General features: G+C 58.4%; 11 protein-coding genes. 3 read left to right on the top strand and 8 right to left on the bottom strand.

Features of this window, described 5'->3' with window-relative positions; genetic code table 11:
• Positions 1-90: 90 nt before the first annotated feature.
• Positions 91-2,046 (top strand): S9 family peptidase, encoded by a 1,956-nt coding sequence (locus DVJ77_RS19250; protein WP_114847157.1) that lies wholly within the window; start codon positions 91-93, stop codon positions 2,044-2,046.
• Between the two features lie 64 nt (positions 2,047-2,110).
• Here the strand turns inward: DVJ77_RS19250 and DVJ77_RS19255 are convergent, their stop codons facing one another.
• The 5 genes from DVJ77_RS19255 to DVJ77_RS19275 form a co-directional block, all read right to left on the bottom strand.
• Positions 2,111-3,079, bottom strand: a complete 969-nt coding sequence (locus DVJ77_RS19255) for an alpha/beta hydrolase (protein WP_114847158.1) — start codon at positions 3,077-3,079, stop codon at positions 2,111-2,113.
• Positions 3,080-3,248: 169 nt separating this feature from the next.
• Entirely contained in the window at positions 3,249-3,437 is a 189-nt protein-coding gene (locus DVJ77_RS19260) for a type II toxin-antitoxin system antitoxin (RefSeq protein WP_114847159.1), read from the bottom strand.
• 7 nt (positions 3,438-3,444) lie between these two features.
• Positions 3,445-4,314: an SPFH domain-containing protein gene (locus tag DVJ77_RS19265; protein WP_114847160.1), complete on the bottom strand. Its 870-nt coding sequence runs from the start codon at positions 4,312-4,314 to the stop codon at positions 3,445-3,447.
• A gap of 260 nt (positions 4,315-4,574) precedes the next feature.
• Complete coding sequence (locus DVJ77_RS19270; RefSeq protein WP_114847161.1) at positions 4,575-5,357, bottom strand: FKBP-type peptidyl-prolyl cis-trans isomerase; 783 nt, start codon at positions 5,355-5,357, stop codon at positions 4,575-4,577.
• 127 nt (positions 5,358-5,484) lie between these two features.
• On the bottom strand, positions 5,485-7,149 hold the full coding sequence (locus tag DVJ77_RS19275; RefSeq protein ID WP_114847162.1) for a multicopper oxidase family protein: 1,665 nt from the start codon (positions 7,147-7,149) through the stop codon (positions 5,485-5,487).
• Between the two features lie 350 nt (positions 7,150-7,499).
• On the opposite strand from DVJ77_RS19275, the gene DVJ77_RS21545 reads away from it, so the two are divergent.
• Entirely contained in the window at positions 7,500-9,485 is a 1,986-nt protein-coding gene (locus DVJ77_RS21545) for a PKD domain-containing protein (RefSeq protein ID WP_225428099.1), read from the top strand.
• Between the two features lie 146 nt (positions 9,486-9,631).
• On the opposite strand, the gene DVJ77_RS19285 is transcribed toward DVJ77_RS21545, so the two are convergent.
• Positions 9,632-10,396 carry an SDR family oxidoreductase gene (locus DVJ77_RS19285; RefSeq protein ID WP_114847164.1) on the bottom strand — a complete coding sequence of 255 codons (765 nt, stop codon included), beginning with the start codon at positions 10,394-10,396 and terminating at the stop codon, positions 9,632-9,634.
• A gap of 159 nt (positions 10,397-10,555) precedes the next feature.
• On the bottom strand, positions 10,556-10,975 hold the full coding sequence (locus DVJ77_RS19290; protein WP_114847165.1) for a DUF1801 domain-containing protein: 420 nt from the start codon (positions 10,973-10,975) through the stop codon (positions 10,556-10,558).
• A 113-nt stretch (positions 10,976-11,088) separates the two neighbouring features.
• Between DVJ77_RS19290 and DVJ77_RS19295 the strand changes: the two genes are divergently transcribed.
• Entirely contained in the window at positions 11,089-11,940 is an 852-nt protein-coding gene (locus DVJ77_RS19295) for an SDR family oxidoreductase (protein ID WP_225428100.1), read from the top strand.
• 4 nt (positions 11,941-11,944) lie between these two features.
• Here DVJ77_RS19295 and DVJ77_RS19300 read toward each other — a convergent pair whose 3' ends face one another.
• Entirely contained in the window at positions 11,945-12,943 is a 999-nt protein-coding gene (locus tag DVJ77_RS19300) for a LysR family transcriptional regulator (RefSeq protein ID WP_162791589.1), read from the bottom strand.
• Between the last annotated feature and the right edge of the window lie 11 nt (positions 12,944-12,954).

Here is a 12,954-nt window from a genome sequence, read left to right on the forward strand (position 1 = left end):
CTTTCAAAGTAAGTTAATTCTAGTCGATCCTACGAAAGCGCCGTTCTAGTTGCTTCATCGCCGTGTATCTCCTTCACAGTGAGGCATGCCATGAAATACGCGTTGCTTGTTGCGGCACTGCTGTCCTGGTGCGCGCCCTATGCGGTTCACGCTCAATCGAGCCCTCAGCGTGTCGAAAAGGGCAATCGCATTACCGAAGGCATTCCCGAGATCCCCGGTGAGCTGGGCGATCGGTTATTGCGATATCAGGGCATCCGCCGGGCGGATTTCGACGGTTGGCTCGCCAATGGCCAGGGCGCGATTATTTCCACCCGTTTTGGCGACACCTACCAGGCGCATTGGGTTGACCATCCAGGCGGAGCGCGTCAGCAGTTAACCTTCTACAGCGATCCGGTCGGCAGCGTGACCGTCAACCCATCGCGCAACGGCTTCGCGTTTGTCAAAGACACCGGCGGAGCGGAATTCTTCCAGATTTATTACTTCGATCTGGATACGCGGGCGATACAGTTGCTTACCGACGGCATGTCGCGCAACGAGGGCCCGATCTGGTCCAATCACGGCGATCGCGTTGCATTCGATACGACGCGACGCAACGGCAACGATAGCGATGTGCATATCGTCGGACTGGATGGCAAACCCAGCAAGGCCGTGGTGGAGCGCAAAGGCACCTGGGATGTACTGGACTGGTCGCCGGACGACGCCCGCCTGCTGGTGCGCCACTATCTTTCGGATGAAGAGTCGTACCCCTACGCGGTGGATATCGCCAGCGGCGCGATGACCGCACTCGGCGATGCCGGACATAAAACAGCCTACAACGAGATGAAGTTTTCGCGTGACGGCAAGGGCATTTACTACATATCGAACGAAACCGGCGAATTTGCCGAGTTGCACTATCGCGACGTAGCAACAGGCGCGATGCGCAGCCTTACCGCGAATATCCCGTGGGACATCGAGAGCTTTACGTTATCGAAGAATGGTCAATATCTCGCGTTCGCAGCCAACCAGGACGGCATCGATGTCTTGCATTTGATCGAGCTCAAGTCGGGCCGCGAAGTCGCGTTACCGGCGCTGCAAAGCGGACAAGTCGACTCGATGGCGTTCAGTGCCGATAGCAAGCGGCTGGGCTTCACCTTCATGTCCGCCATAACGCCCGGCGACGCTTATGCCATCGATCTGACCAACCCGGCGCTGGTGCGCTGGACGTCAAGCGAGGTCGGCGGTCTCGATGCCCGCCGCTTTGTCGAGCCCTCGCTCGAACACTATCCGACCTTCGACCAGGCAGCAGGCCAGCCGCGTCGTATTCCGGCCTTCTATTATCGGCCTCAAGGCAAAGGGCCTTTCCCGGTCATCATTCATATCCACGGCGGCCCGGAGGACCAGGCGCGGCCATTGTTCAACGCCCAAATGGCGTTTTGGGTGAATGAACTAGGCGTGGCCGTCATCATGCCGAACGTGCGCGGCTCGACCGGTTACGGAAAAACCTATCTAGGACTCGACAACGGCTTCAAGCGGGAGGATGCCGTTAAAGACATCGGCGCCTTACTCGACTGGATCGCGACGCGGCCCGAACTCGACGCCTCGCGCGTTGGCGTAGACGGCGGCTCCTATGGCGGCTTTATGGTGATGTCCACGCTAACCCACTACAGCCAGCGCTTGCGGGCCGGCATCGAACTGGTCGGGCAAAGCAATTTCGTCACGTTTCTGGAGCATACCGAAGGCTATCGGCGCGACCTGCGCCGGGCGGAATACGGCGACGAGCGCGATCCCAAAATGCGCGCATTTCTTGAGCGCATAGCGCCAACGACCAATGCAAAGAACATCGGCGCGCCACTATTCGTTGCCGTGGGCGCGAACGACCCGCGCGTACCGCCCACAGAGGGTTTGCAGATCGCCAGCGCGGTGCGTGCGAATGGCAACGACGTGTGGTTTCTTGAGTTCAAGGACGAAGGCCACGGCTTTGGCAAGAAGCAGAACAGAAACTACTTCGAAGCCGCCTCGGTGCTGTTCTGGCAGAAATATCTGCTCGCGGAAAAGAAGCATAAGTAGAGCGCGTATGGGCGCGCCTCAGAGCTGGTCTCCGAGGCGCGCAATCAACCAACCCCAAGACCTCTCACTTATCGCCATGCTTCAAAATAAAATCGGCGATTGCCGGGGCCAGCTCAGGTGCCAGCGGCATGGATGGGTCGGCATAGCTTGCCAAGTTCGCCGCGACACCCGCCGCCGGCAACTTCAAGACGTGATTCATTCCATGGATCGTCTTGAGCGCGATACCAGGGCGAGCCGAGGCAAGCCTGGTGGCGTCGTCGAGGTTGATCTGCAAGTCGTCCGTGCCCTGGATGACGATGATCGGGCCGGCGAAGCCCTTGAGCTCCTGCGCCGGATCGAAGGAAAACCAATTGATTAAATAGTTCTGCACGGCAGGATTGAATAACGACTGCAGAGGTGCGGGGAATGAAGAGACATCGACACGGTGCCCTGCGCGAAGTGACTCGATAGCCGAAAACGCCCGGGGAAGCAGCGGCGCATTGGCGGGGTTGCTCTGCAACTGGCGCTTGATAACATCCGCGCCGTTTTGACCTGCCGCGGAAACGAGAATAAGACCGCAGATGCCATCAGGCTTCCGCGCTGCCACCCCGGCGACGAGCCCACCCTCGCTATGCCCAAGTACCCAGACGCAGGTATGGGCTGTGGTGGCGCGAATTTCCTTGACCCATGCGTGAATATCATCCGCATACGCATCAATGGTCGCGTCGTTGGGATCCAAACCCTGGTTCGCGCTACCGAACAGGCCTCTTTTGTCGATTCTCAGCGACGAAATTCCATGCTGCGCCAGAGCTGCCGCCAGCATGCGGTAAGGGGCTCCGGTAACACCTAACCGGTTATTGCCGTCCCGGTCGGTCGGCCCGGATCCGGGAATAATCAGAACCAGGGGCGAATGCCCGTGGTCGCTATCCGTGGTTAGCAACGTTCCACCGAGGGTGCCCGATGCGACATGGGTAGATATGTTCTTCTCGGCACTCATTACCGATTGCGTCATGAGTGCCGCAGCCAGCGTGATGCACAACTTGGCATTTGCCATAAAGTTCTCCCGACGTTTCGCCATAAGTTGAAGTCAACGACGCGATAGCGAATGCATGATTCGCTACGGTTCTGTTTCACTTGCCAAGCTAGGTCTAAAAGCAGAGATGCGCTTCGTAGGTACGGCTAAGCCGATCGATCAGGCGACGATGCCCGCACTACCACTTGAATCAATGGTCATCGTCGGCGACGGGCTTGGACTTGGTCGGCTTGAGCCGACCATTTTTGTGTAGTGCTTGACGCAATACGTATTCAATCTGCGCATTGACGCTGCGCAACTCATCGTCGGACCAGCGCTGCATCGCTTCGAGAACGCTGGCGCTGATTCGCAATGGGTATGCTTTTTTATCGGTCGACATGTCGCCTTCAGTTATGCAGCGTGCCGGTATTGATGACCGGCTGCGTACCGCGCTCGCCGCACAATACAACGAGCAGATTGCTGACCATCGCCGCTTTGCGCTCTTCGTCCAGATCGACGACACCTTGACTGCGCAGTTTGTCCAGCGCCATGGCGACCATGCCCACCGCGCCTTCGACAATGCGCCCACGCGCGGCGATGATGGCGCCGGCCTGTTGGCGTTGCAGCATGGCCTGCGCAATCTCCTGCGCATAGGCGAGATGGCTGATACGGGCCTCGGCAACCTGCACACCCGCCTTGCCGAGCCGAGCCTGGATTTCGTCGCGCAGGTGATTATTGATTTCCTCACCGTGACTACGCAGCGAAGGCTTTCCATCATCGTGTGCATCGTATGGGTAACTCTGCGCCATTTGGCGCAGTGCCGACTCAGTCTGGATATGCACGAAATCTTCGTAGTTATCGACACAGAACGTGGCCTCGGCGGTATCGACAACTTGCCAGACCACCACGGCTGCGATCTCGATGGGATTGCCATCGCTATCGTTGACCTTCAACTTGCCGCTTTCAAAATTGCGTACACGCAAAGAAATGCGCAGCCTGGTGCAGAACGGGTTGGTCCAACGCAAACCCTCTACACGCACGGTACCGGCGTACTTGCCGAACAGTTGCAAGACCTGCCCCTGATTAGGAGCCACCTGAAAGAAACCCTTGAGCGACCACGCCGTGAGTACGTGGATAAGAACACCGAATAGGCTGACCCACTGCGGCGCCCCACCTATACCGACATAGAGATACAGGCCGACACCACTCAGCGCCAACAAGAAGCAGAAAGCGATAAATGGAATGCCGGCAATCGAAAAACCGTTCCGTTCGTTCATGGCCCATCCTCCACTAGACGACGCAATTAGATATCAAAATGATATCTAATGCAAGCGCCCTCGCCAGCTATCTTTTTAGTACTGGCGACCGCGGAGTGCCTTACGTGCGCCTGGACGGCAAGCCCTCGCCACCGGGCACCATCAGATCAAAGCACCCCGCATCAGAGGCCAGGATGGTCGAAGCTGAGCGACCATGGTGAGGATGCTCGCAACGATGCCTGCCCTGGATTGAATGGGGATACTTCGCACTATGTCTTCGCTCAGTCGCGCGCGCCCCGCTGTTCCGGCTGATTGCTCGGCACTCCGGCGATTTCGACCAGCTCGATCTCGTAAATCAAGGCCGCATTCGGCTCGATCGCATTCCGCACACCTTGCTCACCGTAGGCTAACTTGGCCGGTATCCAGAATTTATACTTGCTGCCGACCGGCATTAAGGCCAACCCTTCGGCTATGCCGGGCACAATCTGGTTAAGAACCAGCGACGCGGCATGGCTGGTCTTATAAGTGTTATCGAACTCCGCACCGTTTAGAAAAGTGCCGATGTAGTTCACTCGCACGGTATCGGTTGCCTTGGGTTTGCCGCCCTTGGCATCGCGCAACACCTGGTATTGCAGACCTGACGCGGTGGTGACGATGCCCGCTTGCCCGGCATGATCCGCGAGAAAAGCCGCGCCGGCTTGTAAATTCTTCGCGGCAAGTGCCTTCTGCTCTGCCTCGCGCTTGAGACGTAGATGCTCTACGAAACGCTGGCGCACCGCACCGGCCTGCGCCTCACTGAGCAACGATTTTTCGCCGGCTTGTGCGCTGCGCATCGCTTGCATGACGGTGTCGATGTCGACTTCGTCCTTGATCGGCGCCATGTTCTTGGCGAGGTCCAGGCCAACCATGTAACTCACCTGTTTCCGCTCGGTATCGAGTCCGGCGATGTGGGCACCGACGGCAGCCGACTGAACGGGCGGCGCCGATTTATCGGCGCTGCAGGACGCCAAAAGGGCCAAGGCAAGAAACGATGTAAGAAGATTTACAGGCGCAACAGGTCTCATGAGGTCAGCTCCGGGGCGAACACTCGCAACTGTCGCGAATGCGGGTGAAGAAAAAGTGACGGCAACGTGGACGAATAAACATGGACAAACAAATGAGGACAAGCACACGCCAGTCCGCTCATACAGGTCAATCGGTAACAGCGAACATCACCATCATGCCCTTGTCTTCATGCTCCAAATTGTGGCAATGAAACATGTAGCGTTGAGTCCCCGTGAACGGCTGGGCGAAGTCGATGGCGATACGCACGATCTCGCCCGGCCATATCACCACGGTGTCAGCGACGCCCAGGTCCTGTGGCCCCAGGCCTTCGGCCGTCACCATGCGAGCGCGGATGTCCGGCGGGCTGATGCTGCGCGAGACCACTCGAAACTGGAATCCATGCAAGTGAATCGGGTGCGGCATGCTGGTCATGTAGTTGCGAATCTCCCACACCTCGCGCGTGCCGCGCTTTACTGCAAACACTGACTCGTGGCCATTGATGTGGAAGTTCCAGTCGTTGATGAACCAACGGCCGTCCTGGTCCGTGCGCAGGCGAAAATGACGCACTGGCCACCCCGTGGTGTCGGGGGTTGGATCGAGCCTGGCCAACTGCTGTGGAACATGGGTCTTCTGAATCGGCTGGACTGGGGGCACGACACGCAGCTCCATCATGTCGAGCCGGTTTCCCATGGGCTCCGCGCCGGGGTGATCCGCCATCGGATCCGGCTGAAAAGTGACTGTGTCGTCGTTATCGTTTTCCATCGCGACGTACTCAAGACTGCACAGCGTGACGCGAGCGCCAGGTACCAGGGCGCTGAAGTCGAGCAGAATATCGACGCGTTGCGCGGGCCCTAGAAAGAAGTCGTCGATAGGCCACGACTGCGCCAGAAGCCCACCATCGGTGCCGATCAACTGCATCGGCAACGGCTGGCCGTCGTAGATGAAGGCCGGGCGAAACATGCGCGCATTGGCGACATTAGCCATGCGGAAACGATACCAGCCGGGCACGACATCAAGATAAGGTTCGGGCGTCCAATTGACGAGTACGCGATTGCCGATCCAGTCGTCGGCATCGAGCTTGTAGGCAATGGCATTGTTCTGGTCGATCTGCTTATCGGCAATCATCAACGGAATATCGCGCTCGCCCCAGCGAAGTCCCAGACTTTCGCGCAGCGCAAGTTCTTCTTCGTCGTCGACCAGCAGCACGCCGGCCAAACCGTGTTGCACTTGCATGCCGGTGCGCGAGTGCGGATGCGCGTGATACCAATAGAGCCCAGCGCGGTTGCGTATGCGAAAGCGATAGCGCGCACCCGTGCCGACGGCAACGGGATGCAGACCGCTGCCGTCGCTGGCTTCGTCTAACGACAGGCCATGCCAATGGATCGTCGTGGCTTCTTGCAAGCGATTGTCGAGGGTGACGTCGATGGTCTCGCCGTGGACTGCACGCAATACAGGATTGGCCAAAGTACGGCCATCGACCTCCCCGGCGTAACACCACAATGCCGTCGGCTCGCCGGGAAAAAGTGCAAACGAATCGACTCGGGCAACCAGGTGCAGGGCCTTCGACAGCGATTGCTCCGCCATCAGACCGTCGCGCCCCGGTATCCGCAACGCTTGCCCGCCTGGCTCGTGCTGCAGATGAGCGGCTGGATGAGCCGGCACCGTCGAGGCGCTGGCTGGTGACGGCCCCGCGACAACACCCGAGCCTGCCTGCGGTTGTCGTCCATACCGAACCAGCAAGGGCACCGCCACCAAGCCAGCCGCGCCACACGAAAGCCAGCTCAGCATGCGGCGGCGCTGTGGATCGACCATGTCTGAGCGATGACCCGAATGCGAGGTAGGACGTCGAAATATACAGCGTCACTGCAACAAGAATATGGCGGCTTGTGACGAGTCTGTTGCAAATAACGACCATGTCTCACTACGCATATGACGATACGGTTTGTACACGCGATCTAGAGTATTGCCGTGACACCATCGTGAAGTAACGACCAGTTTCAGCGCTGATTATCTTCTGCTCTTTAGAAGAGTTCGTTCGAACAGCAAGTGTCTATACCGAAATCGACTTTTTGTTGCGGATTTGTTTCTAACGCAGGCCGGTTCGTGGACCGAATTCACTACATCTAAAGACCGTCTCAGTTCCCCACCCTGGAGAAATCGACTTGAAAACGAAGCTCTCAAGACGCTATGAAGTAGCGGTGCCGCTGATGCTTATCGCCGCCATGGCTACCGCATCGGTTGCGCAAGCCGCGCAACGCACCGTGCAACTGCCGGAGAACGGCGTAACGACCAAGCCGATCCAGAACAATGTGAATGCCAATTCACTTATTCTGGCATCGTCGCTCAATCGTATCTGCCAGCCCAATGCGCGATGGATGCGGCTCGGCTTCAAGCAACTGCAGTTGAGCCCTTACGACTCGCTCACGCTGGTCAGTTCGGAGGGCGATCGTGTCACCTTCGAAGGCAACCAGTGGAATAACCGCGCGTTCAACACGCGTGCGCTGCGCGGCGCGTGCGTGGACATCCAGCCATCGTTCGGCAACCCAGCGAGTGACTTCAAACTCGAAAGTTACCAGTACAGCAGCCAGGCTCTGGATGCCACGTCCGTCGTGGTCGCCGGCGCGGGCGACATCTGCGACAGCAGCGGCACCGTTTGCCAGGGCACCTCGGATTTGATCGTCAGCATCAGTCCGACCGCCGTATTCACCGCAGGCGACTCGGTTTATGAGAGCGGCACGCTGTCGGAATACCAGACCAATTACGACCCGAAGTGGGGCCGCTTCAAAAACCTGACGAGCCCGGCACCGGGTAACCACGACTACAACACCAGCGGCGCCAGTGGCTACTTCGACTATTTCAACGGCGTCGGCGTGCAAACCGGCCCGGCGGGCGACCGCAGCAAGGGCTACTACAGTTGGGACGTGGGTGACTGGCACTTTATTGCGCTCAACACCATGTCCGGCAACGCCGTCGCCAACGCGCAGATCACTTGGTTGAAGGGTGATCTGGCGGCCAATACCAAACCCTGTACCGCGGCGTATTTTCATCACCCGCTGATGAGTATCGGCAACTACTCCGGTGGCTACAGTACGACGCAGCCGATCTGGGATGCGCTATATGCGGCCAAGGCCGATCTCGTATTGAACGGCCACGATCACAACTACCAGCGCTATGCCAAATTAAATGCAAATCAGCAGGCCGCGACCGATGGCATGCGAGAAATCCTGGTCGGCACCGGAGGCCGCGCCTTCTACAGCTTCACCACCACCGATCCGAATGTCGAAGCCAGCGACGACGGTACGCATGGCGTGCTCAAACTGACCTTGACGTCCACCGGCTATACCGGCGATTTCGTACCCTCCGACGGCAATATGTTCACCGACCACTTTACCGGCACGTGTAATGTGAAGAGCGGCAATCCACCGCCGACCGGGCCGGTGGCCGGATTCTCATTCGCCACCAATCAGCTAACGGCCAACTTCACCAATAGCTCTACCGACAGCGGCGGCACCATTACGGCATATAGCTGGAACTTCGGCGACGGCGCCAGCGCCACCACCGCCAGCCCAAGTCATACCTACGCTGCGGCCGGCACGTTCAACGTCTCGTTGACGGTGACTGACAACAACGGCGCCAGCAATACAAAAAGCCAGTCGGTCACAGTCGCCAGCAGCGGCGGCTCCACGCAACTGCTTGGCAACACCGGCTTTGAAACAGGCACGGCGACACCATGGACCGCGACCAGCGGCGTCGTCAGCAACGACAGCAGCGAATCCCCGCATACGGGATCGTGGTTTGCGTGGCTGGACGGCTACGGCAGCACGCATACCGATACGCTGTCGCAGCAAGTCGTCATTCCCAGCGGCAAGACCTCCGCGACACTGTCTTATTACCTGCACATCGACACCGCAGAGACCAGTCAAACCGCTGCCGACACGTTGAAAGTGCAGGTGTTGAGTACTTCGGGCAGCGTACTGACGACACTGGCTACCTATTCAAACGTCAATGCGGCAGCGGGCTATACCCAACACACCGCCGATCTCAGTGCCTATATCGGCAAGACGGTCGTTATCAAGTTCACTGGTACTGAGAACAGTTCAAAGCAGACCTCGTTTGTGCTTGACGATGTAACTCTGACCGTTCAGTAGACAACGTGAAACAAAGGGGGAGAAGAGTCACTGTATTTTTGAATGACTCTTCCCCCCTGCTCTCTTAGAACCACCCTCGATGCCATAGTTGGGCGCCAGGCCGCATAAAGAAGAGAGGCGCCCTACTAGCGAGATTGACCCAGTGCCTACGTGCGGCTGATGGATACTCCACCATCAACCACCAGTGCCGATCCGGTGGTGAAACTCGACGCGTCGGAAGCAAGATAGAGAGCCGACCGTGCGATTTCTTCGGGTCGTGCGAGACGCTTCATGGCATGGAGACTTTCGACGAAGGCCAGTGACTCGGGTGTATTGGTAACGGTGCGCCCCATGGGCGTATCGGTGCCGCCAGGCAAGAGAGCATTGGCGCGGATGCCTTTCGCCCCGAACTCCGCTGCGATCACTTGAGTGAGACCGATCAATCCCGCCTTGCTGGCCGCATAGGCACCCATGCCGGGAAATCCCACGGTGTAGCCGACAAAGGTGGACGTAAAGATGATCGAGCCGCCGCCTCGATCTTCCATCGCGGGAATTTGATATTTTGCGCCAAGAAATGCACTCGTCAGATTGATGTCGAGCGTTTCACGCCATCCGTCCAGTGAAATGTCGGGGACCGGCGCGGACTCGCCGGTCGAACCGACGTTGTTGAAAGCGATATCGAGGCCACCAAACCGGCTGACTGCGGTCTGCACCAAGGTACGGGCAAGTTGCTCATCTCGCACATCCCCCACAACCGCAACCGCTTCGCCACCGCGACTTTCGATCTCGGCAACGAGAGCCTCCAGTTCGGCATGGCGACGGGCCGTCACCACGACTCGTGCGCCCTCGCTGGCGAAAAGCTTTGCTGCTGCGTATCCAATCCCCGAGCTTGCGCCGGTGATGATGGCTACTTTATTTGATAGCTGTGCCACTTCTGTATCCCCATATTTGCCTGATCTTGGCTTGCCAAACCAAGATCGCAAATGACGGGAGAGAGCGACATCCGATTCTTGCGACCATATAGAGAAGAATCGTCAATGACATCTTGCGGCATACCCGCACCGGGGTGCGTCACGAGAAAAGCTATGGCTTCAGGCCTTTTTACTTTTGGCTACTTTCGCCGCAGCACCCGCGGCCGCTTTCTTTTTCAACTTGACCTGATTGTATTCAACAGCGGCACGGATGAGATTTTTTAGAGCACGCTCATTAATCTCGTCGCCCTCGGAAACATCGATCGCTCGCCACACCTTGCCGCCGAAACCCGCATTGAAGATCTTGTCGGGATCCGGGAGGCTCGCCCCGTGGGAAAAGGTAAGCTTCACCTTATTTTTGTGGGCGTTGCCGACCACGATGATTCCATCGCGAGACCATACCGGACTCCCCATCCACTTCCATTCCTCGATGATCTCCGGGTCGGCCGCAAGGATGATCTTGCGGATGCTGGCGAGCTTTTTCCCGCGCCAGTCGGCGGTTTCTGCGATCAACTGGTCAATACGTTGTGACGGATTCATTGGCTCTTCGTGCCTCGAATGCTGGTCTGGTTTCGTGCGATCACGATAATAATATGGGAACTGGAAAGGTCTAGGGATGCTCCGATGCATTCTCGACAGCATCGGATCTTCCGATGCCGCTCATCGGAATTTCCCGTTTCCCAGATTTTTTCGCTCATGAGAAAGTCGCCCGGCTCCTGTCCTGGAGCAATCGACACAGCGGAGATGTCATGAGTTTGAGTACGCAGGTGCAAGGTGAAGGCGCAGTCATTGAGCGTGTAGTAATCGTCGGCGGAAGTTCCGGCATGGGGTTGGCGTTGGCCAGGACATTGCTCGGCGACGGCGACGAGGTGATTATCGTCGGCCGCTCCGAAGCACGGCTGGCGGCGGCAAGGCAAGCGCTGGGGAATCCCGAACGCCTGACGACGTTCGCGGCGGACATCACGCAGGAGGACCAGGTCGCTCGAATTTTCGACTCGTTCGTATCTGTGGATCATATCGTCACCACCGCGGCCGATATCGAGGGCGCCTATAAGCTGTTACCTGACTTGGAAATACAGGCCGCGCGCAAAGTCGTGGACTCCAAGTTCATCGGCCCGCTGCTCTTGGCCAAATACGGCGCGCCGAAACTGTCGCCCAAAGGATCGATCACCTTCACCTCGGGAATCGCCGCTTATCGCCCTGCCGCTCGTGGCTCCGTGGTAGCGGCCATCAATGGCGCCCTCGAATCGCTGGCCTATGCGCTTGCAGTAGAACTGGGCCCCATCCGCGTTAATGCGGTCTCCCCCGGCTGGGTGGATTCACCGCTCTGGGATTTCGTCGCCGGCGATCAGAAAACCGAAACCCTGGACGCCATGGCGCGGCGATTGCCGGTGGGGCGTATCGGCCAGCCAAGCGATATCGCCGATGCCATTCGCTTTCTGATGCACAACGAATTCGTCACCGGAACCGTATTGCATGTGGACGGAGGGCACCGTTTAGCGTGAGCCTTCAAAGGCCCTTTCGGGCCGCATCGAGAAACAACTCAAGTACCGGCGACGGCTGGCGTCGCCGGTGCCAAAACATGGAAATGGGCACGGCGTTCGTACCTTCGGCCCAAGGCAGGCAGAGCGCATCGAAGCCGCCGATAGCCACGACGGCACGCGGCACCATGGCACAACCCACACCGCTTGCCACCAGGGATCGAATGGCCGAGAGGCTGTCGAACTCACCCACGACGCATGGACGATGCGCCCCATCGGCGGGAAATGTCTGCTCGAACATCGTGCGGTAGACACAGCCCGGACCGGTTAGCAGGAACGACTCGGTTGCCAAATCGGCGGTCGTTACGGAGGCCTGGCTTCTTAGACGATGCGCCGGCGGTGCGATAACGACGAGATCCTCATAACCGACAATGTCTCCTTGTAGATCTGCGCCGCTCGGTGGTTCGCCAAAACCGAAACCTACATCCATCGACCCACGGCCTATCTCGCCGCGCAACTCGGCACTGTTCGCTACCTTGAGTTGGAGGCCCATTGCCGGATGCGTCTTTTTGAACGCCGCCAGTAGCGACGGAAGCTTCGCGGCACAAATGGTTTCCAAGCCACCCACGACAAGCATCCCCGAGACGTCGCCTGCGATGTCCGCGATGGAAGCACGCGCCTCATCGGCGAGCGCCAGCAGCTCATGGGCATATTTGCGCAGGCGTTTGCCTGCCTCGGTAAGACGAAGCCGACGCTGCGTTCGATCAAACAGCGCAGCCCCCAGATCGGCCTCCAGCGCCTGAATCTGCTCCGTCACGCTCGACTGCGCCAAGTGAACCTGCTCGGCCGCGCGGGTGAAGCTCAAGCTCGAAGCAACGGCCAGGAAAGTCTTCAAATAACGCAGATGCATATCGGTCGCTGTAGAAGTGGTGATTCGGCGCAAGTGTCCACGCGGCGAGTTCGCGCGATGGCAATGTATCCCTGGACCCATCCGGGTGTTGAACGCCAAGCCCGTCTGGTCGAGCATATTAGCCGCCA

This window comes from Dyella tabacisoli (genome assembly GCF_003350925.1).
Taxonomy (GTDB): domain Bacteria; phylum Pseudomonadota; class Gammaproteobacteria; order Xanthomonadales; family Rhodanobacteraceae; genus Dyella_C; species Dyella_C tabacisoli.